The 24,551-nt window shown below is 66.3% G+C and carries 15 protein-coding genes and 1 pseudogene; 12 read left to right on the top strand and 4 right to left on the bottom strand.

Annotated elements, in window-relative coordinates; translation table 11 throughout:
* Nucleotides 1-959 precede the first annotated feature (959 nt).
* Complete coding sequence (locus AB0M26_RS22185; RefSeq protein WP_365263549.1) at nt 960-2,030, top strand: LCP family protein; 1,071 nt, start codon at nt 960-962, stop codon at nt 2,028-2,030.
* Between the two features lie 378 nt (nt 2,031-2,408).
* Nucleotides 2,409-3,740, top strand: coding sequence for an MFS transporter (locus tag AB0M26_RS22180; RefSeq protein WP_365263548.1), 1,332 nt, complete (start codon nt 2,409-2,411; stop codon nt 3,738-3,740).
* 32 nt (nt 3,741-3,772) lie between these two features.
* Here the strand turns inward: AB0M26_RS22180 and msrA are convergent, their stop codons facing one another.
* Together msrA and AB0M26_RS22170 are read right to left on the bottom strand one after the other, a co-directional pair.
* Nucleotides 3,773-4,480 carry a peptide-methionine (S)-S-oxide reductase MsrA gene (msrA, locus tag AB0M26_RS22175; RefSeq protein WP_365263540.1) on the bottom strand — a complete coding sequence of 236 codons (708 nt, stop codon included), beginning with the start codon at nt 4,478-4,480 and terminating at the stop codon, nt 3,773-3,775.
* A gap of 755 nt (nt 4,481-5,235) precedes the next feature.
* Nucleotides 5,236-7,047 (bottom strand): hypothetical protein, encoded by a 1,812-nt coding sequence (locus AB0M26_RS22170; RefSeq protein ID WP_365263539.1) that lies wholly within the window; start codon nt 7,045-7,047, stop codon nt 5,236-5,238.
* A 276-nt stretch (nt 7,048-7,323) separates the two neighbouring features.
* On the opposite strand from AB0M26_RS22170, the pseudogene AB0M26_RS22165 reads away from it, so the two are divergent.
* The 3 genes and pseudogenes from AB0M26_RS22165 to AB0M26_RS22155 all read left to right on the top strand — a co-directional run.
* Nucleotides 7,324-7,656: pseudogene (locus AB0M26_RS22165) on the top strand (ATP-binding protein); the annotation flags it as partial.
* A 378-nt stretch (nt 7,657-8,034) separates the two neighbouring features.
* Complete coding sequence (locus AB0M26_RS22160) at nt 8,035-9,978, top strand: LuxR C-terminal-related transcriptional regulator (RefSeq protein ID WP_365263547.1); 1,944 nt, start codon at nt 8,035-8,037, stop codon at nt 9,976-9,978.
* Nucleotides 9,979-10,392: 414 nt separating this feature from the next.
* On the top strand, nt 10,393-11,646 hold the full coding sequence (locus AB0M26_RS22155; RefSeq protein ID WP_365263538.1) for a ricin-type beta-trefoil lectin domain protein: 1,254 nt from the start codon (nt 10,393-10,395) through the stop codon (nt 11,644-11,646).
* A gap of 130 nt (nt 11,647-11,776) precedes the next feature.
* On the opposite strand, the gene AB0M26_RS22150 is transcribed toward AB0M26_RS22155, so the two are convergent.
* Nucleotides 11,777-14,437 carry a LuxR C-terminal-related transcriptional regulator gene (locus AB0M26_RS22150; protein ID WP_365263537.1) on the bottom strand — a complete coding sequence of 887 codons (2,661 nt, stop codon included), beginning with the start codon at nt 14,435-14,437 and terminating at the stop codon, nt 11,777-11,779.
* A gap of 460 nt (nt 14,438-14,897) precedes the next feature.
* Between AB0M26_RS22150 and AB0M26_RS22145 the strand changes: the two genes are divergently transcribed.
* From AB0M26_RS22145 to AB0M26_RS22115, 7 genes are all read left to right on the top strand, one after another.
* Nucleotides 14,898-15,425, top strand: a complete 528-nt coding sequence (locus AB0M26_RS22145; RefSeq protein ID WP_365263536.1) for an ATP-binding protein — start codon at nt 14,898-14,900, stop codon at nt 15,423-15,425.
* A 446-nt stretch (nt 15,426-15,871) separates the two neighbouring features.
* Nucleotides 15,872-16,255, top strand: a complete 384-nt coding sequence (locus AB0M26_RS22140; RefSeq protein ID WP_365263535.1) for an ATP-binding protein — start codon at nt 15,872-15,874, stop codon at nt 16,253-16,255.
* 26 nt (nt 16,256-16,281) lie between these two features.
* Nucleotides 16,282-16,722, top strand: coding sequence for a hypothetical protein (locus tag AB0M26_RS22135; protein ID WP_365263534.1), 441 nt, complete (start codon nt 16,282-16,284; stop codon nt 16,720-16,722).
* Between the two features lie 202 nt (nt 16,723-16,924).
* The gene (locus tag AB0M26_RS22130; RefSeq protein ID WP_365263533.1) at nt 16,925-17,206 is read left to right on the top strand and encodes a LuxR C-terminal-related transcriptional regulator; all 282 of its coding nucleotides are present in this window, start codon (nt 16,925-16,927) and stop codon (nt 17,204-17,206) included.
* A gap of 270 nt (nt 17,207-17,476) precedes the next feature.
* On the top strand, nt 17,477-17,944 hold the full coding sequence (locus tag AB0M26_RS22125) for an ATP-binding protein (protein ID WP_365263532.1): 468 nt from the start codon (nt 17,477-17,479) through the stop codon (nt 17,942-17,944).
* Nucleotides 17,945-18,040: 96 nt separating this feature from the next.
* Nucleotides 18,041-20,650: a LuxR C-terminal-related transcriptional regulator gene (locus tag AB0M26_RS22120; protein WP_365263531.1), complete on the top strand. Its 2,610-nt coding sequence runs from the start codon at nt 18,041-18,043 to the stop codon at nt 20,648-20,650.
* A 204-nt stretch (nt 20,651-20,854) separates the two neighbouring features.
* The gene (locus tag AB0M26_RS22115) at nt 20,855-23,770 is read left to right on the top strand and encodes a LuxR C-terminal-related transcriptional regulator (protein WP_365263530.1); all 2,916 of its coding nucleotides are present in this window, start codon (nt 20,855-20,857) and stop codon (nt 23,768-23,770) included.
* Here AB0M26_RS22115 and AB0M26_RS22110 read toward each other — a convergent pair.
* Nucleotides 23,760-24,524 (bottom strand): hypothetical protein, encoded by a 765-nt coding sequence (locus AB0M26_RS22110; protein ID WP_365263529.1) that lies wholly within the window; start codon nt 24,522-24,524, stop codon nt 23,760-23,762. The genes AB0M26_RS22115 and AB0M26_RS22110 overlap by 11 nt on opposite strands.
* Between the last annotated feature and the right edge of the window lie 27 nt (nt 24,525-24,551).

Raw genomic sequence — 24,551 nt, 5'->3', positions numbered from 1 at the left:
TACACGGCGGTTACGTGGATCCGTACGGCGACTCCCATGAGGCGTACGGCGGTTACGTGGATCCGTACGGCGACTCCCATGAGGCGTACGGCGGTTACGTGGATCCGTACGGCGACTCCCATGAGGCGTACGGCGGTTACGCGACCGGATACAGCGCGTACGCCGATCCGAACGCCGGTCATGCGGCGACCCACGTCGGTCATACGGATCCCTACGGCGGTGCCGCCCCGACATATGGCGGCTGCACCGACCACCTGACCGGCCACGGGGACCCGCAGACGGTCCACAGCGACCCGTACGCTGCATACGCGGACCCCCACATCGCGTATGCCGGTCCGGGTGCAGGCCACGGAGACGGTCGGACGGGATACCCGGACTCCTTCGCGGGCTACCCGGTCACGGACGCGGGCACCATATATGCGGACCCCCACACCGCATACGTGAACTCCCCGTCCGGGTACGCGGAGCCGCAGACGGGCCTCGCGGACCCCGGGTTCGGTGACCAGGGCTTCGGTGACCCGGGCTTCGCGGACTCCGTGTTCGCGGATCCGGGCTTCGGTGACCCGGGCTTCGCGGACTCCGTGTTCGCGGACCCCGGCTTCGTCTCCGCAGACACCGTGTTCGCGGACCCGGGCTTCGTCTCCGCAGACACCGTGTTCGCGGACCCGGGGTTCGGTGACCCGGGCTTCGCGGACCCCGTGTTCGCGGACCCGGGGTTCGGTGACCCGGGCTTCGCGGACCCCCTCGCCGCCGACGACGTAACCGTCACCCCCACCCAGCCCGTGCGCATCATCCAGCACACGCCGCCCGGGCACGTCACCCCCGAACCCGGACCCGAGGCGGCGGGACGGGATACGGATCCGCGGCTGCCCGCGCCCGTAACGGGCGGCACGAGTACCCCCGTGCACGGGTTCGCCCGCCCCGACGACGACGGCCGCGGCCACCCGCGGTTCGCCCACCTGGCAGGCCAGGGCATCGGCGGCGGAACCCATCTGCCGCCCCGGCGCATACGCAACGCCGACCGAGGCAGCCGCCCTCCGCGGCGGCTGCGGAAGACGGTGATCGGCGTGGTCACGGTGGCCGTCGTCGCCTCCGTGTCCAGCTACGCCTGGGCCGACTCCAAGCTCAATCGTGAGGTCGACCTCGCCAAGGTGCAGAACCGTCCCCCGGACGGCGAGGGCACCAACTACCTGATCGTGGGCTCGGACAGCCGCGACGGCCTGTCGGACGACGACCGGAAGAGCCTCCACACCGGCACCGCCGAGGGCCGGCGCACCGACTCGATGATCCTGATGCACACGGGTGCGCAGGGCACGACGATGATGAGCCTGCCCCGGGACTCGTGGGTGACCATTCCCGGGTATCTGCGACCCGAGACCGGCAAGCACGTGCCCGCGGGCAAGAACAAGCTGAACGCCGCGTTCTCGATCGGCGGGCCCGAACTGCTCGTACGGACCGTCGAGCTCAACACCGGCCTGAAGATCGATCACTATGCGGAGATCGGCTTCGCGGGCTTTGTGAACATCGTCGACTCTGTCGGCGGGGTCGACGTCTGTCTGGACCGGGACATCAAGGACAAGAAGTCGGGTGCCGACCTGAAGAAGGGCTGCCAGACGCTGAACGGGCGCAATGCGCTCGCGTTCGTCCGGCAGCGTCACCAGGAGGCCGAGGGCGATCTGGGCCGTTCCCAGAACCAGCAGAAGTTCCTGGCCGCTCTCGCCCGCAAGGCAGGGCAGTCCGACACGATGCTCAGCCCGGCCAAGCTCTACGCGACCATGGAAGCCGGTCTGGACACACTCATCGTGGACAAGGGCACCGGGCTGGAGAACCTCACGTCCATGTTCCGGGCCATGAAGGGCGTCTCGAGCGGCGGCGGCAAGAGGCTCAACGTCCCCGTCTCCAACCCGGCGCTGCAGACGCCCAAGGGAAGCGCCGTGCAGTGGGACGAGGCCCGGGCGCGAAAGCTCTTCGGCGAGCTGAAGAAAGACCGCCCGGTCACCGTCACGGACAAGAAGACCGGGAGGCGCTGAACGGGCCGAAGGCCCGTCCGAAAGCCGGTCCGAAGGACAAGGACCGTTGAGGGTCAGCCCCTCCGCGCAGCTCGGCGGAGGGGCTGACCCAGTGACGGACCGCAGACCCGCCAACGGACGGATCGGCGGGCCACCGCAGTCCGAGCGGCTGGGCCGTCGCGGCAGCCCCGGACCACGGCAAGCAGTGTGACGGTCGGTGGGTGCCGCGGGGCGGCAGCGCGGTGCGCGGCGGTACTTCCCCCTATCGTGCTTTTGTCATTGAACATCCGGGTACGGGATGGGGCTGAGGACGTGCCGTTCGCGGAGTCCGCAGGCGGGGGCGGGCGCACGCCCCGCCGGGAACCGGCGCCGGAGCCCGGACAGCGGCTCCGCGGCCCCCTGTTCGCCGTGTGCGCCGGCTACTTCATGGTGATCCTGGACGTGACGATCATCAACGTCGCCGTACCGGTGGTGGGCCGGGACGTGTCGGCCTCGCTCACCGCCATCCAGTGGATCACCAACGGCTACACCCTGGTCTTCGCCGGACTGCTGCTGACCGGCGGGGCGTTGGGCGACCGGCTGGGACACCGCAGGATCTTCTGCACCGGCGTGGCGGTGTTCACCGCCTCCTCGGTCGCGTGCGCCCTGGCCCGGGATGCCCCGGTCCTGATCGCCGCCCGGCTGGTGGAGGGGGCCGGCGCGGCGCTGATCGTGCCCGGTTCGCTGGCGCTTCTCCAGCAGGCCTTCACCGCTCCGGCCGCGCGCTCGAGGGCTTTCGGCCTATGGGGCTCAATGGCGGGCATCGCCGCGTCGGCCGGGCCGCTGCTGGGCGGGCTGCTCGTCTCCACGGCGGGCTGGCGATGGGTCTTCCTCATCAACCTGCCGGTCGGCATCGCCTGCCTGATGCTGACGCTGCGGTACGTCGCGCCTTCTCCCCGGCACCCGGCCCGGACCCTCGATTGGCCCGCACAGCTCGCGGTGGTGGCGGCGGTGGCCTTGCTGACGGCCGCGCTCAACGAGGCGGGTCGACGCGGGTGGTCGGATCCGGCGGTCCTGGCGGGGCTGGGGCTGGCGGTTCTCGCGGCCGCGGCCTTCGCGGTGCGCGAGCGACTGGCGCGGTCTCCCGTCCTTCCGCTGGACCTGCTGCACTCGCGGGCAATGAGCGGGGGAGCGGCCGTCGGTCTGCTGTTCAACTTCGGTTTCTACGGCATGGTCTTCACCACCAGCCTCTACTTCCAGCAGGAGCGCGGCTTCAGCGCACTGGCGACAGGGGCGGCGCTCTTCCCCGCGGTGGCCATGACCATGTTCGCCTCGGTCCTCTCCGGGCGGCTGTCCCGCAGAACCGGCGATCGTCCGCTCGTGGTCAGCGGCATGCTCCTGGCCGCGCTGGGACTGGCCGGCTGGGCGGCGGCGGGGGACGATCCCGCCTACCCGCTGCTCGTGGCCCCGATGATGGCCGCAGGGTTCGGCACGTCCTTCGCCCTCACCGGCACGACCGCCACGGTGATGGGTGCCGCACCCGCCGGGTACTCGGGGACGGCCTCCGCCCTGTTCAACACCACGCGCCAGATCGGCAGTGCCACCGGCGTGGCACTCGGCGGCTCCCTGCTCGCCTCGGCCGCCGACTACACGGCCGGGGTGCGTACGAGCATGGCCGTCGGGGCGCTCGCGTATCTGTCCGCCGCGATCCTCGCCCGGCTGTGCGTGCCGCCGAAGCGCGAGGGGCCGTGAGCCTTGCCCCGGACTTGGCAGTCAGTCCTCAGTCAGTCCTCAGCGCGCGCGATTCCTGTGGCGCGTGAGCGGCCCGGTTCGTCTCCGACGGGTTCCGTCAGCACGACGCCCGTGCCGCCCGTGCCGCAGTAGCCGCCAGGGTTCTTGTGCAGGTACTGCTGGTGGTAGGCCCGTGCCGGGTAGAACGGGTGGTCCTCGGCCGGAAGGATCTCGGTGGTGATCTCGGCGTATCCCGCGTCGGACAAGGCGCGCTGGTAGCGCGTCCGGCTCCGCTCCGCCGCTTGCCGCTGGGCGGGGGAGCGGGTGAAGAGGAGCGACCTGACGTGGGTGCCCATGTCATTGCCCTGGCGAAAGCCCTGCGTTGGGTCGTGGGACTCCCAGAAGAGCCGGAGCAGCCGCTCGTATGCGATCCGCGCGGGATCGAAGACCACCCGTACCGTCTCGGCGTGCCCCGTCAGCCCGGTGCGGATCTCGTCGTCCACCGGGTGGGGCGTGTAGCCGCCCTGAAATCCTGTGAGAGTGGTCCAGATGCCCGCCGGAAGCTGCCAGAACCGGCGCTCCGCGCCCCAGAAGCAGCCGAGAGCAAAGTCGGCGATCTCGAAGCCCTCGGGGTAGGGGCCCAGTAGCGCCGTGCCGAGAACGGCGTGCTTCTCGGGAACCTCGTACGCGAGCGTGGCCCGGCCCGGCGGAGCCTCCTCGGGGGTCGGCAGACGCGGTTCACGACGTCGTACGAACGACAAGACGTCCTCCCCAATCCGTCGTTCACGGGCGCGCCCGTCCGAGGGCGTCGAGCATGCTGCCCGGGCCATGGTGCCATCATGACGCTCCGTCCGCTGTCTGTCACAACTCCGGGTCACCGCACGGAAATTGGTGCCAGGCGTCACCGCTGCTCCACGAGGACGGACCGTCGAGGGGCGCGCGGGAAAGGTCACCGCCATCCGCCGGCCGCGTCGGCGAATGGACTCCGGCGAGGTGAGGGTGGGCTGTTCGGGCGGAATGCCGGAAGGGCGCATGACGACGCCCAATCGATCGGCGTTCGTGGTGCAGTTCAGGGTCTTTCGCTCCGACCGGCGCCAGGGCCGAGGTGCGCTGCGGGACCCTGGACCGTTCTGCGAGCCTGGGCACCGCAGAGTATGGCGGTGGTGCGGAGGTTGACGGTGGTTCCAGCACGGCCAATCTGTTGCAGAACGTGGCGCAGGAGGGCGTCAGAGCAATGGTTGCGGTAACCCCGACAACCTGGCGCTGACCGCCTCCGGTTCGCGCGTGACCGCGGAGTGCCACGCGGCCGACACCTCCCGCAACATCGCCACCGTCGACCGGTAGACCCGGGACGCACGCACCTGGTCCAGGCTCCCGGTGGTCATCGCATCCGTACACGATGCGCACGCGGTCCGCTCACAACGGCACCATGTCACGCCGAGCACACCAGGGCGCCCCTTCCTGAAGGGCGTGAACGTCCTTCAGGAAGGGGCGTGGAGCCCTGTGCCTGTTCGATCTACCGCTGGATGGTGCCGATGCTGGTGGAGCTGTCGGTGGCAATGCACTGGGACTGCACGCGGCTGCCGGTGGCGGTGAGGGTCAGGTTGTTGGGGTTGCCGCAGTGGTTGCTCTGCCGTCCGGACTGGGCGGTGTTCTGCTGGAACAGGTCGGCTGTGCTGGATCCGCCTTGGGCCTCTGCGCCGCCGACGGCCTCCTTCGTTCCCAGGTTCATCGACTCATCGATGGTCCTGCACCGGCTTTCCACCCGGCTGCCGGTCAGCGTGACGGCACCACCGTTGGGGTTGGTGCAGGCGTTGTTCTGCCGGCCCTCCTGCGCGGTGTTGTACTGGAACACACTGCCGGTGCCGGAGCCGCCGCCTTCGGCCCGTGCGGCGCCGCCCTCGACCAGCACGTGCTTGTTGAAGGAGCGGTCCTTGTTCGCGCACTCGGCGGTCATCCGCCCGCCGCTCGCTTCGAGTGTGTCGGGTTCGTTGAGGTTGGCGCAGGCGTTGTTCTGCCGGCCCTCCTGCGCGGTGTTGTACTGGAACACACTGCCGGTGCTGGAGCCGCCTTCGGCTCTTGCGCCGCCGCCGTTGACCAGGACGTGCTTGTTGAAGGAGCTGTCGCTGTTGCCGCACTCGGCAGCGATCCGGCCGCTGTCCAACGTGAGGTCGGCATCGTTGCTGGTGGCGCAGGCGTTGTTCTGCCGACCGTCTTGCGCGTAGTTCTGCTGCTCCACGCTGCTGACGCTGGAGCTGCCGCCTTCGATGTGGGCGCCGCCACTCTTGACCAGGACCTTGTTGTTGAACGAACGGTCCTTGTTGCGGCATTCGCTGTCCACCCGGCCGCCGGTCACAGCGATCTCGGAGTCGTCATGGTCGGCGCAGGCGTTGTTCTGCCGACCGCCCTGTGCGTAGTTCTGCTGCTCCACGCTGACGCTGGAGCTGCCGCCTTCGATGTCGGCGCCACCACTCTTGACCAGGACCTTCTTGCTGAAGGAGCGGTCCTTGTTCCGGCATTCGCTGTCCATCCGGCCGCCCTCCAACGTGAAGTCGGCGTCCTCAGGGTTGGCGCAGGCGTTGTTCTGCCGGCCGTCCTGCGCGATGTTCTGCTGCTGCAGGAGGCTGGTGCCGGAGTTGCCGCCTTGGATGTGGGCGCCGCCGCTCTTGGCCAGTACTTGCTTGCTTGAGGAGCGGTCCTTGTTGTGGCAGTCACTGTCCATCCGGCTGCCCTCGAGGGTGGGGCCGAAGTTGTTCTGTGCGGTGCAGGCGTTGTTCTGTCGGCCGTCTTGCGCGATGTTCTGCTGTTGCACGCTGAAGCCGCTGGAATTGCCGCCTTCGATGTGGGCGCCGCCACTCTTGGCAAGTACTTGCTTGCTTGAGGAGCGGTCCTTGTTGTGGCAGTCACTGTCCACCCGGCTGCCCTCGAGCGTGGGATCGACGTTGTTCTGGTCGTCGCAGGCGTTGTTCAGCCGGCCTTTCTGCGCGATGTTCTGCTGTACCACGGTGAAGGCGCCGGAGCTGCCGCCTTCGACATGGGCACCTTTGGATCCGGTGTGGGCGGACATGTTGAAGGACCCGTCGTCGTTGAGGCACCGCCCTGTCGTCCGCTCTCCAACCGGCGAGAGGAATGCCTCACTCAGCTGGCCGCAGGCGCTGTTCAGCCGGCCTTCCTGGACCTTGTTCTGCTGGAACAGGCCCACATCGGTGGAGGAGCCACCAATGGCGGTCGCACCGCCTCGTTCATCTGCGAAGGCGATACCCGCGCAGAAGGACGTCACACCGGCCAGTGCCATGACAACCGCTGTCGCTGCCGCAACCTTGCGCACTCCACAACTCCTCGTCGGACGGGGCTCTCGGATGCCCCGACAACGAAACGCAGAAGCCCGCGTCACGCAGGTGTTCGCCCGAACCCCCACACGGTCCAACACGGAAACTGCATTCCGCGGGACGGCTGGCTGTGTCGTCGTGGTTGTGCGTGTGCGCGGCTGCGGCTGACCCGCCCACGATGTCCCGTGTGGACTCCCGGAACGGAGCGTCCTCATGGGCCGAGGCGCATAATGACAGTGAAGGAAATGGACGGCACTTGATGGGGTCTCTCTTCCATGACTCGCTGGCCTTTGGTGGGTCGGGAGGGTGAGGTCGAGGGCCTTCAAGAAGGCTTGACCGACCCCGCCCTTGATTCTTGTGTGGTTTATGGTGCCGCTGGTGTCGGTAAGACGCGATTGGCTGACGAGTTTCTTGAGGTTGCCGCAAACCGCGGCCACTCATGCAGCCGGATAACTGCCGGCGAGGCTGCCCGAACCGTCCCACTGGGCGTGATCGCTCATCTCCTGCCACCGGACACCGATGTCTCGGATCCTGTCGCGCTTCTCCATGGCACGATCCAGCAGCTCGGTAGCGAACCGCGGTCCCGAAAACGGTCGGTGTGGTTCGTGGACGATCTCCATTTTCTGGATGACACGTCTGCGGCGATGATCGGCCAGTTGCTGGATGCCGGAGTCCTGCTTCTTGTTGGGACGCTGCGGAGCGGTGCCCGGCTGTCGGATGCCGTAGTGCGTCTGGACCGTGGGGACCGCACACGCCGGTTCGAGTTGCGAGCGTGGACGCAGCGAGAGGTTGAGACTGTGCTGAGCAAGGTGCTGGACGGGCCTGTAGAGCATGGAACCGTGCATCAACTGCACCATGCCAGCCGTGGAAATGCCTTGTTCCTCAAGGAACTGGTGCATGGAGCGCTGGAGCATGGGGTGCTCATCGGTGCCGGGGGCATGTGGAGGCTGTCCGGGCCTCTTACGAGCACACGGCGATTGGACGAGATGGTCAAGCGTCGTATCGGTTCGGTGTCGCCCGAGGAGCGAGCCATTCTTGATCGCATTGCCGTGTGCGGGCCGGTGAGCGGCGACCGCCATGCTGAGAAGGCACTGGAGGAGCTGGAAAAGCTGGATCTGGTGCTCATCCGGTCTGATGGCCGACGGCTGGTGGTGGATCTTGCGCACCCTTTGTACGGGGAGGTCCTGCGTTCGGGGGTGCGCAGGCCCCACAAGCGTCGGCTGCTGTTGGACAGTGCGCGCGAGCTCGAGCACTTCGGTGCCCGACGCCGGGAGGACGCGCTCAAAGCTGCCATGTGGTCACTGGACGCCACGGGCACGGCGGCTTCGGGTCAGCTTCAACGCGCGCTGCAATTGGCGCGGCACTCGCAGGACTCGGCTTCCGTCGCCCGGCTGGCCCCGGCCCTGAGTCTGCTGGACCCCGGTGCAGGGCCTCGCATGCAGCACGGGGAAGCCCTCTACGAGCTCGGGCAATTCGATGCTGCCGATCGCGCGTTGCGTGACGCCATGGAAACAGCGGTCGACGATCAGGAGTTCATGCTCGCCAGCTACCTGCGGACGCAGTGTCTCGCTTTCGGCCGGATGCGACTGGACGACGCGATGTCGGTCGTCGATAGTACGAAGGCACGTCTTCGGGAAGTACCGGCAGAGCAAGCATTGCGGGTCATCGAGGCGGGGGTACACCTCTTCGCCGGCCGCACCGGGCGGGCTCTTGAACTACTGACCGACCTGGATACCATGCCCGACCCCCGCATACGCGTCGTGGGTGGCTTGGTCAAGGCCTACAGCCTCGCTGAGGCCGGTAGGACTGCCGAGGCTCTGGCACTGTCGGACCGTAGCTACCAAGAGCATCTGAAACTCCCGGAGCTCTTTTCCACGACAACCCATCCGCGCACTCAACTCTCGACCCGGACTGACATTCTGTATCGTCAAGGGCGTCTCGACGAGGCCCGGCGGCTGGGCGAGAGCACCTATGACGAGGTCGCCGCGGAGCGAGTCCTGGTCACTCAGACCTGGCTTGCCAATACCCTGGGTGATCTTGAATTCGCTGCTGGTCGGCGTCGCCGGGCCCATTACTGGTATGCCACCGCTGAGGCGCTCGCTTCCGACCATCACTTCGCAGCCCCTCATTGGACGGTCCTCATCCGACTGGCCCAACTCACAGCAGTTTTGGGTGACATGGATGCCTCCGATGCGTACTGGGAGGACGCGCAACGTCTTGAGCCGACAGGCCATCATCGACCCGAACCCTTTGCTGCTGAAGCCTGGCGTTCCGCCGCGTCCGGGAACTCGGGGGCGGCACGCGAAGCCTTTCTGCGCGCGGCGGATCGCGCCCATTACGGCGGCATGTACGCCGCCGAAGCCCAGTATCTCTTCGATGTCGCGCGCCTCGGGGGTGCCGGCGGCGTCCACCGCCGCCTGGCAGAGCTCGCCGCCGAGTCGGACAACCCACTCACCGCCCTTCAGGCCGAGCACGTCAGTGCCCTGTATCACCGTGACGCCGACAGCCTGCTGTCCATCGCTGTCCGCTTCGAGGACTTCGGCCTGCTGCCCGCGGCTGCCCACTCTTACGGCGTGGCAGCGGAGTTCTTCAGTGCACGTGCCGAGCACGGCTCGGCAACCGCGGCCGCAAGGCACGCAGCCCAACTCGCCGCCCGATGCCAGGGTTCGGACGTCGCACTTCACGCCGCTGCCTCACCAGGCCCGTTGACCACCCGCGAGAGGGAGATCGCCCTCCTTGCTGCCGAAGGACGGAGCAACCGGGAGATCGCCGACCGGCTCCGCCTGTCCGCGCGCACCGTGGGCAATCACCTCCACAGCATCTACCAAAAGCTGGGCGTAGCCAGCAGAAAGCAGCTGCGAGAGGCCGTCGTCGCCTTGCAGAAGGACGTGCAGAAGGAGTCGACACGAACCCGTATCAATCCCGACTGATCGGACTGACGGGATTCAGCGAGCCCCCAACGGATGGCCCCACCCGAGGGGCCCCAAGGCCCGCTGAGGCGGACGCGGGATACGTGGAAGCGCTGCATCAGGCCCTGAGAGCCTCTCGACGGGCTGGGCCCAGCTGCGTTGGGTGGACGCATGGGCCGTCCGGTGAGGGACTCGGCACAAGGCTTCACCCGCCGGTACCCAGCCTGGATGAGTATTTCGTGAGAATCGAATGAGTCGCCACGTCTCATTGCCACGTGGGGGCGGCCCACATCCTCATGCTACGCCACGGCGAAGGCCCTCCGCAGTTCTCTTTCCCTCCGGCTCTGTACGGCCGGAGGCCGTTCGGGAGGCGCTATTGCAGCTCGGCCTTTCGGGGGCGTATTCAGCGCAACTCTACCCAGGGAGGGGATTGTCGTGCGTCATGCATTCAGAGGGATCCGCTTGGTCCTCGTGGCGGCGCTCATGGCGACACCGATCGTTGTGTCGTCGGCCGGGTCCGCGTCGGCCAACTACTACTATCCAACGACTGAACAGTCGGGTCGGATCCGTTCCAAGCTCTCCGGCAATAAGTGCCTTGAAAAGCATGCCTACTCCAGGTCTGCCGTGGTCGGAGATTGCTACGGCAAGTACTCTGCCGAGGCAGCTGCCACTCAAACGTGGGAGCTTGGAATAGACGGCAAGTTGAAGCTCAACGGGCAGTGTCTGGGACTTTTGGACAGCAATATGGCCGATGTCACCATTGAACGTTGCGACTTCGGAGAAATCCAACAGTGGTGGTACGACGGTGACGGGGACGGCGGATTTCTCCGTAACCGCTACAACTCGAAGTGCTTGGAGATTCCCGAAAACAATCTCACCTATAGTCTCAAGGTCGCCGACTGCTCGAACAGCCTTACACGGCAGCGTTGGCAACTGGACTGGCAGGCCAACGGAAATACATTGCCGCGAGGATACCGGCTCGACGGGACGTTGCGGAACGGTGGCATGAGGCTGACCATGCAGGATGACGGGAATCTGGTCATTTACGCCGACAACGCAAAGTTACCCAGCAGCCCGTACAACCCCAACCCCACTGATCCTGCCATGTTCAGCACCGGGGCCAACGGAAATCCAGGGGCCTACGCGCTTATGCAGTACGATGGGAACCTTGTCGTCTACTCCAAGGACGGCAGAGCTCTATGGGCAAGCAACACGAACGGCAATCCCGGATCCAATGCGCAAATGCAGGATGACGGTAATTTCGTTGTCTACTCATCCGGCCGCGCCACCTGGCGCAGCGGAACCCACAGAATCAGCACAACGCTCCCCTCTGGGGGAACGTGGAATCCGGGGCGCTGGATGGAGAACAGCAAGGTCAAGGTACTGATGCAGTCGAACGGTCAACTGGCCATGTACCGCAAGTCCGACGGGACGCAGATCTGGTTTGCGACTGTGGACGACCCTTTCGAGTACGCGAGAAGTAGCGGTTCCTACGCCTACATGGACCCCGACGGAACATTCCGAATCAAGTACCGTTGGCATGAGAATAGGGCGATCGTGAACGCCAAACCCTGGTATCCCACGTATACCGCAGGCTCCTACGTGAAACTGGAGGACGACGGAGACCTGACGGTTGTCAAGCCGAACGGGTCGATTGATTGGACGAGCAACACCTGGGATAACGTCTAGTCGTTCAACCATTGTTGGGAGCTGCCCTCACTGACCGGGAGGGCAGCTCCCGGCGCGTTGGTTCCGAAAGAGGGCCGAACACAAGGCTCACTTGACGCATCCTTCGATGTACCCGCCCGAACTGCGCTACTCACAGAGTGCCCTGTGCAGCACGCAACTCTCCGCGGTTCGCCATTCCGAGCTTCTGGTAGATGCTGTACAGATGGTTGCCGACAGTACGGCTGGACAGGACGAGCTGTTCGGCGATTTGCTTGTTGGTGAACCCTTGGACCGCCAGCAGAGCTATTTCCCTCTCGCGCGCCGTCAGCGGTTCGGGAGACGGCGTGAGCCCTGCCGCGACGCCCTGGGCGCCTTCACAGCCGTCCGCGAGCCGGGTTGCATGGGTGACTGCGACAGTTGCCTGACGCCGCTTTCCCGCCGCGGTGAGGACTTCGGACGCTTTGGCGTACGAGTCCGCCGCCATCAGAGGGAAGCCGGCTTCCTCGAACCGTTTCGCCACACTCACGAGTTGGTCGGGGCAGCGCTTGTGCAGCGCTTCTACGTGTTCGGCCTGAAGCCCGGTCATGAGGCTGTCGGAACGTTCGGCCAGGTTGGCCAGGCGGGGGTGGACACTGCTCACATCCCCGAGACGTGCTATCGAGAACAGGTGGATCGACTCGGTGGTGAATGCGCCGATCTCGTGCGCAAGGTTCGCGACCTCGGCAAGTGCGTTGCGAGCAGCGCTCAGGTTTCCCGCGGCGGCCATCCGCCACGCGGGGACGGCGGCGACGTCGAGGCGGCGCTGACCTGATGGACGGAACTCCTGCGCCTGCCCCGCATACTTGTCGCAAGCCCCCACGTCGCCCATGGCTGCGGCGACGAGCGCAAGCCCCGACAAGGCCAGCCAATGCGGCCCTGGGAAGTAGTGGTCCGAGGCGAGGGCAGCGGCGTTGACGTACCACGAGTGGGCGCGCTGCAGATTACCGGCGAGGAATTCCAACTTGCCCAACGCCAGCGCGAGCCAGGTTTGCACGATCAGGGAACGGTCTGCCGCAACTTCGGCGTACGTGGTCTCACCGAGTTGCCGGCCCTCCTCGACACGCCCCGCCACGCAGAGAACCTGTACCCGCACCATCAGCCTCATGCGCGGATCGGAGCATCCGACTGCCTCCGACGCGGGCAGATCCTCATGCCAGTTGTGTTCGGTCAGAGCCAGCGCCTCGGCAGTCCTCCCCACTTCGGCGAGAGCACAGGCCTTGCACAAGGCACCGACGATTCGGGCGCGGGGATGGGTCATGCCCTCAACGTCCGGCAGCAGTTCCAGGATTTGTGTGACTTCACCGGCAAAGGTTCGCAGGTGTGCCTCGATGACACGCAACGACTCATCCGCGACGGAGCTCTGCAGACGTGCCCGCGCCTGCTGGACGACGTCCAGGGCGTCATCCACCCTCAGAGCGCCCCAGGCCAGGCATTGCGCGCGCAATGTCACGGCAAGCAGGAGTTCCTCGTCCTCCTGGGCTGCCTCAATGGCCTCATACAGGACCCGGTCGGCTTCTCCGAACCGCCCGAGCTCGAACAGGGCCTCACCATGGATCGCGCGCGGCCCGGATCCTGGGTCCAACTGGCGCAGGGCCTGGGCGAGACGTGCGACGGAGGCGAAGTCCTGAGCGTGCCGTGCCATCTGCAGGGCGTTCTGCAGGTGCTCTCGATCTGCCATGCCCGTGGCATCCAGCTGCCACATGACGATCCGCAGCCGGTCTTCACGTCGCCTGGCGCCGAAGTTCTCCAAACGCTGGATGCTCTCCAGGAGGATGCGCCGTTCCTGCATCTGCCCCATCGAGGACCTCAGAACCTCCCCGTACAGGGAGTGAGCCAGGTCGACCTCCATGCGGCGACGATCGGTTCGTACCCGCACAACATCCAGTTCCACCAGACCGGCCAGAAGCTCCTCGTCGAGATCGCCCACGCTGATCGGCCCGCAGACCGCGATGCGGTCCAACACGGCACGGCCTGCCGGGGACACCGCCCGAATGCGGGCGTTGATGATCTCAGCGAGACGCCGGGTGCTCTCCACCTTGCCGACCAGCCGCCACACTCCTCCCTCGCCGACGAGGACCTCGCTGTCCAGCGCTCCGCGTACCAGCTCCCGCAGGTACAGCGCGTTGCCCCCGCTGGTGCTGTGCAGATGGTGCGCGGTCCACATCTCGACGGGCCCGCCGAGAACCGTGTGGAGGACGGTCTCGACCTGCTCCAGGCTCCACGCCTGGAGATCCACGCGAGACCCGCGATCTCCCCGCTCGATCGACTCGACCAGATCCGACAGCGCGACGCCGTTCCGCACCGTGCCCACGAGGAAGAGGACGCCTGTCTCCAGAAGCTGCGCGAGCAGGGTCACGGAAGTGGCGTCGAGCAGATGAAGATCATCGACGAACCACACAGCAGGCCTGCTGTCACCTGCCTGGGCCACCAGGTGCCGGGCGGTCTCGTCGTACAGCGAGACCGGATCCGAGACATCTATGCCCGACGGCAACAGGTGAGCAATTGCTCCGAGAGGGATGGTTCGTGCGGCCGTACTGGCCACGGCCCGGGAGCTGACATGCCCCTCGTCGACGGCGATCTCCATGCACTCATCGGCAAGACGCGTCTTGCCGGTCCCCGCATCGCCGTGGATCAGGTAGGCATTGTGCCGCGACCCGACCAGGCATTCCCTGAACAAGCGCAACTCGCTTCGACGCCCGGTCAGCGGCCAGAGGTCCGGCGGGTGGGGCGGTTCCCGGGCGGGGGCGTCGGTGGACGACTGGGTGGCGTACACGGTGATCAACTTCTATCGGGCGTTTCCGACTGACCAATTCGTAAGGTGCGGGGCCGGAAGGTCGGCACGAAGCGGTCGGAACCGGATCACTTCCCATCACAGACCTCTGCACGCCGAACGGCATCGGGGCAACCCCCAATCTTTGGCAGCACCACCCCCCTAGGGCCGTCGTCAACTGTCACGTTCACATCAGCGGAAGTGCGAGGGTGACGGCTGTCTGGTAGGGCTCGGCGGTCTTGTCGTAGGGGCGGCGACGCCGCGCCACTGCTCGAGCCGGTTGAAGCGCCGTTCCACCGCGTTGCGCTACTCGCAGATCTGCTGGTCAAGGCCATAGCGGCGGATGACGGGCGGCTGAGTCATGCGATGGGTCCGTTTTGAGTCTCGATGACTCAGGCATGCGGCCGAGGGCGAGCGGAGGGTGTGAGTAAGCGCAGACAGCACTGCTGGAGCTGCGGAGCCCGTGTTCCGCGCATCGAAGAAGCACTGCCAGAGTCTCAGGGACGTGATCGTGATGTACGTCGGCACCGTCGATGGCCCTACGACGGCATGGCGCCCCGCCCGCGTCGATACCCGGCCGGTGATGACACCCCCCTCGCGAGCGCCCGCGGAGGAGGAAGAATGGCCGCTGACCCATTCGCCGGAGGCAGCGAGCACCGCGCGCCACCTCACGCGCTCGGTCCTGGACGCCTGGCACGTGGACGGGGAGGTTGCCGACTCAGTGCTGCTGGTGGTCTCGGAACTGGTGACCAACGCCGTCCGGCACGCCGAGCCACCGGTCGTCCTGCACCTGCATCGTGACGCTCGGCGGCAGGTATGGGTGATGATCACCGATGGTGGTCCGGCGACCACGAAGGGCACATGGGCCGCCGGCTGCGAGGTGGACGAACATGGCCGTGGCCTGGGCATCGTCATGGCGCTGGCCGCGGCGCACGGCTTCTACAAGCACCCGGACGGCGAGGCGACCCATTGGGCGCGCCTGCCCACGTGATCCGCAGCCCCCTGGGACACCCTTCACCGCTGGTGTGGCGGACGCCCGACTCGGCCACTCAGCCGCAGGCGTCGGTCGCGCCTCGGTCCAAAAGGCCGAACGATCCGGCCATCAGCCACGCCCAACTCGGCACCACGGGCGATCTCACTGGATCAGGAGTCCACTTGCTCGCCTCCCGCGTGAAACCAGCTGCCCACGGGGCACCCTCCGGGGTCGCGCCTCAGCGCTGGCCCTAGAGGCGACCCGTAGCGCAGGCCGCATCGAAACTCGTCCCTCACGCCCGGAAGCCAGGTCCACGCCGGGTCACGTCATTGCAGTCGCCATCGCTGCCCCGCTCCGATCCGGGCTGCTCGCCCACGGACACCCGCGCAAATCGACGAATTCGTCATGCCCTCCGTCAGCTCCGAACCGAGGAAATCCAATACCGAGCCGGAAGCCAATGCCACATGACTTCTTCCATGAATCATTGGCCGCTGGTGGGCCGTCGTGGCGAGTTGGAGGCGTTTCGCCAGAGCCTGGCCGCCTCCGACCGCGACTCTTGTGTGATCTACGGCCGCGCCGGTGTCGGTAAGACACGGCTGGCAGAGGAATGCTTCGAACTCGCCGTACAGCAAGGCCACGTGTGTCACCGTGCCGGCGCAAGCGACGCCACCCGGACCATACCGCTCGGCGCGATTGCGCATCTCCTGCGTGGGACACCCGCATCTCCGATCCGGTCGTACTCTTCCACCAGACGATCAGGCACCTCGGGCCCGAGCCCCGAGGTCGCAAACGACCGATCTGGCTCATTGACAACCTCCATCTTCTGGACGTCACTTCGGCGGCCCTGATCGGGCAGCTTCTGGACGCTGGTGCCGTGTTCCTGGTGGGGACGGTGCGGAGCAGAGCGCCGTTGTCGGACGCGGTCGCGGGACTGGACCGAGGGGACCGCTCCACCCGCATCGACCTGCAAGAGTGGAGCCTGCAACAGATCGAGGCCGTGCTCAGCACGGTGCTGGACGGGCCCGTCGAACGATCGACGGCGCATCGGCTGCACCACATCAGCGGCGGCAACGCGCTGTTCCTCAAGGAACTGGTCCACGGCGCACTGCACCAGGGCGTCCTGATCGGAAACGGGGGCGTGTGGAGGCTGGCCGGGCCCGTCATCAGCACACAGCGTGTGGACGAGATCATCAAGCTTCGCATCCGTTCGGTGTCCGCCTGGCGCCGAAGAGCCAGCAATGCCCCGAACCTGCTGAGGTTCCCGCCTGGCGCCTGGACGCGTCGGGAAACCTCAGCGCCGCTCGCGATGCGCTGATTCGAGCAGCCGATCTGGCCCGTCAAGGCGGCATGCACGCCTCAGAAGCGCAATGTCTCTTCGACGTCGCTCGTCTCGGCGCGCCCACAGCATCCATCAGCGCCTGGCTCACTTGGCCGAGCAATCGGACAACCCTCTCACCGCACTGCAAGCCGAACACGCTGCGGCCTTGCACCACGGCCGCCCTCAGCAACTTCTCTTCGTGGCCAACCGATTCGAGGAAACCGGGCTGCTTCCAGCAGCCGCCCACTCGTACGCTGCCGCCGCAGAAATATTCAGCACACGGCCCGATTTCCGCTCGGCATCCGCCGCGGCAGCCCAAGCGGCTCGCCTCACCGAACGGTGCGAGGGCGCACAGAGCTTCGGGCTCTCCCTCGCCTCGTCCCCGAGCCCGCTGACCACCCGCGAGCAGGAGATCGCACTCCTCGCCGCCCAAGGGCTCACCAACCAGGAAATAGCCGACCAGCGATGCCATCACTGGTGACGAAAATCGGCAACGGCAACCCACGATCCCCCGCAGTGGCGCGGTCGTTCGCAAACGCGGGATGAATCCTGCGTCCCAGTGGCAGGGGTGGAGGCACGGGGCTGCAGGGCGAATGAGGTTCTGGGCGGGTCATTTTGAGTCTCGATGACTCAGGCGGGACGGCCGACACGGAGCGGAGGGTGGTTACCCGCGGATCGGCCTCCTCGCAAGAGCCATCGGATCCGCTTGAAACCGAAGAGCAATGCCCAGGATTCCGGGATGTGATCGTCAATGTGCATCAGTGATACCGATATCCATACCGACTGGCCGGGCCTGGGCATTGAACCAGAATCGATGCCGACTTTCCTGCACGCTCCTACCGCGGGGTCATGGCCACTGGCCCACGAGCCGGAGGCAGTTGGCATCGCACGCCGACTCGCACGCTCCGCTCTGGGAGGATGGCGCGTGGAAAGGGAGATGAGCGATTCGGTGATCCACGTGGTCTCGGAGCTGGTCACCAACGCCATCGGACACGCGAATCCCCCAGTGCTTCTGCACCTGCATCGTGACGCAGCACGGCGGGTGTGGGTGGCTGTTACCGATGGCGGTCAAACGACCACACAGGGCGAACCGGCTTCGAGCTGTGAAGCGGAGGAACGCGGACGCGGCATGGGAATCGTCAAGACGCTGGCTGCGGCGAACGGTACCTGTAACCATCCTGGTGGCCGCGCGACTCACTGGGCGCGCATACCGACATGAGGCGGCGGGCCTCCGGCGGCCCGATTCGTCTGTTTTTCCCCGGCGGGAGCATAATGACGGCAGAGAACCAGGCCACACTTCCGGGGTGTTTTCACCATGTCTCGCTGGCCTTTGGTGGGGCGGAACGGCGAGGTCGAGGGCTTTCAGGAAAGCTTGACCAACCCCGCATGTGACACCTGTGTGATTTATGGTGCTGCTGGTGTTGGAAAGACACGATTGGCTGACGAGTTTCTTGAGCTTGCTGCGCAACGTGGTCACGTGTGTCGTCGGGTGAGCGCCAGCGACGCCGCCCGAACTGTCCCGCTGGGTGTCATCGCTCATCTCTTGCCACCGGACACCGATGTCTCCGATCCTTTCGCGCTTCTCCATCGCACGATCCAGCAACTCGGCAGCGAACCGCAGGCCGGTGAACGCCCGGTGTGGTTCGTGGATGATCTCCATTTCCTGGATGACACGTCTGCGGCGATGATCGGCCAGTTGCTGGATGCCGGCGCGGTATTCCTTCTTGGGACGGTGCGGAGCGGTGCTCCGCTGTCCGAGGCCGTAGCGGGGCTGGACCGGGGGGACCGCACACGCAGTTTTGAGCTGCGGGCATGGACGCTGCGCGAAGTCGAGACCGTGCTGAGCACAGTGCTGGACGGGTCCGTTGAGCATGGAACCGCCCTCCAGCTGCACCACCACAGTGGTGGCAACGCTCTGTTCTTGAAGGAACTGGTGCACGGAGCGCTGGAGAGTGGCGTACTCATCGGTGCCGGGGGTCTGTGGAGGTTGTCCGGGCCCATCACCAGCACACAGCACCTGGACGAGACGATCAGGCGGCGCATCGGTTCGGTCTCGCCCGACGGACGAGCCATTCTTGATCACATTGCCGTATGCGGACCGATGAGCGGTGACCGCCGAGCTGAGAATGTACTCGAGGAATTGGAGCAGCTGGGTCTGATCCACGTTCGCGCCGACGGCAGACGGCTGGTGGTGGAACTTGCGCATCCGCTGTACGGCACAGTCCTGCGTTCGGGTCTCGGCGGGATGCACAAGCGTCGCCTGCTCATGGAGAGCGCGCACGAGCTCGAGCGGGCCGGTGGCAGACGACGCGAGGACGCGCTCAAAGCGGCCATGTGGTCGCTGGATGCCACGGGCACGGCGGACCCCGGCCGGCTCCAACGCGCCCTTCAGCTGGCACGGCATGCCCAGGACACGGCTTCCGTTGCCCGGCTGGCCCAAGCCCTGAGTCGTTTGGACCCGGGTGCCGGACCGCGCATGCTGCACGGTGAAGCTCTCTACGAGCTGGGGCAATTCGATGCTGCTGACCATGTGTTGCGTGAGGCGATGGAAGCGGCCCGGAACGATGAGGAGTTCATCCTCGCCACCATCCTGCGAACCCAATCCCTGACGTTCGGCCGGATGCAACTGGACAAGGCGTTGGCGGTTGCCCAGGACGGGCAGGCGCGGCTGCGGCAGACGCAGATGCAGCAAGCATTGCGTGTGTTCGAGGCAGGGGTGCACGTCTTCGCCGGCCGCACCGCGCGGGCCCTTGAGCTGGTGGACGATCTCGAGACCATGCCCGACCCCCGCCTACGAGTCATGGGCGCCTTGTCGAAGATCTACAGCCTCGCTCAGGCCGGCAGGAATGCAGACGCACTTGCTTTGTCGGAGAGCAGCTACCAGGAGCACTTGGGCCTGCCGGAAACGTTCTCCATGGCCAACCCAAGAATGCAACTCCTCGTCCGTGCGGAGATTCTCTATCGGCAGGGACACCTCGACGAGGCCCGTCACCTGGCGGAGAACACCTACGCCCAGGCAGCGGAGGGCCGCGCCCTGATTGCCCAGGCCTGGCTGGGCACCACCCTCGGCGATCTGGAGTACAGCGCCGGTCGTCTTCACAAGGCCCGGTCCTGGTACGCCACTACAGCCGCGCTTGCTGCCGACCACCACTTCGCAGCCGCCCGCTGGTTGAGCCTGACCCGAATGGCGCAAGTCACGGCCGCCATGGGGGATGTGGACGCGTCCGACGCGTACAGGAAGGAAGCGCAACGTCTTGAGCCGATGGGGCACCAGCGTGGCGAACCCATCGCTGTTACTGGTTGGCGTTTCGCCGCAGTCGGGAATCTCAGGGCTGCCTGTGACGCCTTGTTGGAGGCGGCAGACATCACCCACCAGGGAGGGATGTATGGCTTTGAAGCCAACTGCCTCTCCGATGCAGCCAGGCTCGGCGGTGCCAGCAGGATCCATCGGCGCTTGGCCGGTCTCGCGGCACAATCGGACAACCCACTCACCGGGCTCCAGGCTGAACACGCCAATGCGCTGCACCACCACGACCCCGAACATCTGCTCCACGTTGCCGGGCAGTTCGAGAAAACCGGGCTGCTACCCGCGGCCACACACTCGTACAGCGTCGCGGCGGAATTCCTCAGCAGCCGTGGAGAGCACCGATCGGCAACAGCGGCTGGAGCTCACGCAGCCCGGCTCACTGCTCGATGCCAGGGCGTGGACGTCGCGCTCCCCGTGGATGCCTCCCCAATCCCGTTGACCACTCGCGAGAATGAAATCGCGCTCCTCGCTGCCCAAGGGCACAGCAACCGGGAAATCGCCGACCGGCTCCACCTGTCCGCACGAACAGTCGGCAACCATCTTTACAGCATCTATCGAAAGCTGGGCGCAGCCAACAGAAGACAACTCAGAGAAGCGCTCAGCGCCTCACAACCCTAGAACTGCAACTCGAATGCAATCACTCTTCACCGAAGTCGGGAACACAACCGACGAATCCCCCACAGTGACGCGGTCGTGCGCAAACGCTGACCCTCCGGGCGTAAGAGGGCTGGGGAGTCGGCCATTCTGGTTCGTCCGCTCTCAAGGCAGGCAGGGGATAATGGTGGCAATGAAATCTGACGTCGTAAGTGGGGGCGTTTGTCCATGACTCGCTGGCCTTTGGTGGGCCGGAGTAGCGAGGTCGGGGCCCTTGAAGAGGGCCTGACCAATCCCGCGTGTGACACCTGTGTGATTTATGGTGTTGCTGGTGTTGGAAAGACGCGATTGGCTGACGAGTTTCTTGAGCTTGCTGCGCAACGTGGTCACGTGTGTCGTCGGGTGAGCGCCAGCGACGCCGCCCGTACTGTCCCGCTCGGTGTGATCGCCCATCTCCTGCCACCGGACACCGATGTCTCCGATCCTGTCACGCGCCTCCACCGCACGATCCAGGAACTCCGTACCGAACCGCGGCCCGGCAAACGCCAGGTGTGGTTCGTGGATGATCTCCATTTCCTGGATGACACGTCTGCGGCGATGATCGGCCAGTTGCTGGATGCCGGGGCTGTATTTCTTTTGGGGACGGTGCGGAGTGGTGCTCCGTTGTCCGAGGCCGTAGCGGGGCTGGACCGGGGGGACCGCAGGCGTAGTTTTGAGCTGCGGGCATGGACGCTGCGCGAAGTCGAGACCGTGCTGAGCGCGGTGCTGGACGGGCCCGTTGAGCATGGGACCGCGCTCCAGCTGCACCACACCAGTGGGGGCAACGCCCTGTTCTTGAAGGAACTGGTGCACGGAGCGCTGGAGAATGGCGTACTCATCGGTGCCGGGGGTCTGTGGAGGTTGTCCGGGCCCATCCCGAGCACTCAGCGTCTGGACGAGACGATCAGGCGGCGTATCGGTTCGGTGTCGCCCGACGGACGGGCAATTCTTGATCACATTGCCGTATGCGGGCCGATGAGCGGTGACTGCCGAGCTGAGAATGTACTCGAAGAATTGGAGCAGCTGGGTCTGATCCATGCTCGCGCTGAGGGCCGGCGGCTGGTGGTAGAACTTGCGCACCCTCTGTACGGCCAAGTCCTGCGTTCGGGTCTCGGCGGGATGCACAAGCGTCGTCTGCTGCTGGACAGCGTTCTGCGGCTGGAACGCCTTGGGGCCCGTCGGCGCGAAGACCAACTGCGCATCGTGACCTGGCAGTTGGATGCCACCGGGACGGCGGACCTCAAGCAGCTGTGGCGGGCGGCGCGGACTGCTCATGCCGCCAGTGACTTCGTCTCCGTTGTTCGTTTGGTCGAGGCCATCGTCCGCTTGGAGGGCAGTGCGGGTCCGCGCATGATGCTGGGTGATGCCCTGTGGAAGCTCGGGCGGGTGTCCGAAGCGGAGCGAGCCCTCCAGCGGGCCGCCGACGCCGCCACCAGCACGGAGGAGTTCGTCGATGCCACGATTCTGCGTGTTCTCTGCCTCACCTGGGGCTTGCTGCGACTGGATGAGGCCATAGCGGTTATCCGGGGAGCGCAAGCTCGCCTGGGGGACGCGCAGATAGGTGACGCCTTGCGGGCGGTCGAAGTGCAGGTCTGGTTCCTGGCCGGTCGCACCACCCGCGGTCTGCAGGTACTTCCCGATCTCGACGCGATCGCCGATCCTCGTATCCGCATTGCGGCCGCTCCCGGCACAGCCCTTGCATTGTCCATAGCCGGTAGAACCGCAGACGCTCTCAGGTTGATAGAACGCAGCTGCCACGAGCAACTCGTGCTCTCCGAGTCGGCCAAGTTCTTCGATCCTCGTATGCTTCTGGCCGCTCGAACGGCTGTCCTGGTTCACGCCGGCCGCGTGGAGGAGGCGCGCCGCCTGGGCGAAAGCTCCTACGCCGATGCCGCCGCCGACCAGGCATTCCTGCCACAGGCATGGCTCGCCTTCGCCCTTGGCATGGTGGAGTACCCCGCCGGCAACGGGGCACAGGCCCGCTCCTGGCAAGTCACCGCGCTCACCCTCGCCACCGACCACCACTACCGCGGCGTCGCGTGGGTCGTCCTGCCCAACCTGGCGCTGACCGCCGCAGCGATGGGAGATGGAGAAACAGCTGAGGACTTGTGGACGCAGGCCCAACGTCTGTCCCCGGGGGAGTATCAACGCCCCGAGGCGGCCGCCGTGCCGGGGTGGATCCTGGCCGCGGACGGTGAACTCGGTGCCGCCCGCGACGCCTTGGCCCGCGCCGCCGACCTGGCCCGCGGCGGAGGCGCCTACACCATCGAAGCCCTCCACCTTTTCGGCATCGCGCGGCTCGGCGGCGCCACCAGGGTCCACCGGCGCTTGGCCGACATCGCCGCACAATCGGACAACCCGCTCATCGCGCTCCAGGCCGAACACGCCAGTGCCCTGCACCACCAGAATCCCGAACATCTGCTCCGCATTGCCGAGCGGTTCGAGGAATCCGGGCTACTGGCCGCAGCCGCGCACTCCTACAGCATGGCAGCGGAATTCTTCAGCTCACGTTCCGAGCCCCGTTCGGCAACGGCCGCCGCGGCTCAGGCAGTTCGGCTCAGCGTTCGATGCCAGGGCGTACATGTCGCGTTTCCTGTGGCTGCCTCACCAAGCCCGTTGTCCACCCGCGAGAAGGAAATTGCGCTGCTGGCTGCCGAAGGACGCAGCAACCGGGAAATCGCCGACCAGCTCTACCTGTCCGCACGAACCGTGGGGAACCACCTGTACAGCGTCTACCAAAAACTTGGTGTGACCAGCAGAGGACAGCTGACGGGATCCCCTCGACGTCATGCAGGGCAAGTTGACACGCACACAGGGCAACTCCGTCCAGCACGCCTGAACCTGTTCGTGGTGTTCCGGTTGTGGGCCCGGACCGGGCGGCTCACGCTCCGGAAATGCATGGGCATCCGTTGCGTCAGAATGCGATGGGATGCCAAGCCCCGCCCGCCCCGGCATCGACTGGCGTGCGAGGGCCCCTCAACCATGCAGTCGCCATTGAGGAACGACCGTGCCGTACCCGCCGTGGGCGGAGAGTCGTACGGCCGCACCCCGCGGGTGCCCGCGGCCTTCAGTGGTCTCGTGTGTCCGGTCGCGCTCAGCGGTTGACTGCGACAAGGAGGACGAGCGCGGTGAAGCCGGCCGCGAGAGTCATCGCCGTCGCAATCGGGACCGCGAGGACTCGCCGGGCCGCGGGCCGCTGCCGATGGGCGAGTCGGAGCGCCACCCACGCCGCCTGCGCGAGTATGCCGCATGCGCAGGCGAGCAGGAGCGGCATGAGGCCCTCCGGGACGGGCAAGGCGCTCGTCACGAAGGCTCCCGCGACCGGACTCAAGCAGGCCAGCCCGATCCATGGAGCCACGCGTCGCCACGGTTGCACCCCCAGCAGAGCTGCCAGTGCGAGGCCCTCGCCGACGGCGTGCACCAGGATCGCCGACACCACGGCGACTGAGGCGGTCACCGTCAGGGTCGCCCCCTCCAGAAAGCGGTGCAGAGCGAGTCCCGATGCCGCGCCCATGCCGCCCGCACGACTTGCCTCGCACGGGCAGCCGAAACGGACCACGGCACCCATCACTCCGTACGAGGCAAGCGCACTGAGCGGCACCGCCCATTGCGGCACGCCGGCCTCATGGGCATCGGCCCACGCATCGGGCAGAAGATCGAGGATCGCAATGACCAGAAGAATCCCTGACGCGCCAGCCAGCAGAATCGCCGACCGGCCCGCTCCCCGCCGCGCCAGCCATGCGCCCACCACAGTGGCCACACTCACCAGGACCACGGCTACCAGCGTTTCGGTGGAAGGCAGCTGCCACCCGGTCCTGTCGTCAGTATGCGCAACTGCTGCGCAGAGCAAGGAGAGCATGTTCCTCCCCGCGAGGGTGGCGGGCTT

It is taken from the genome of Streptomyces sp. NPDC051776 (assembly GCF_040681345.1).
GTDB lineage: Bacteria > Actinomycetota > Actinomycetes > Streptomycetales > Streptomycetaceae > Streptomyces.
This window is presented reverse-complemented; position numbering and strand designations above follow the sequence as displayed.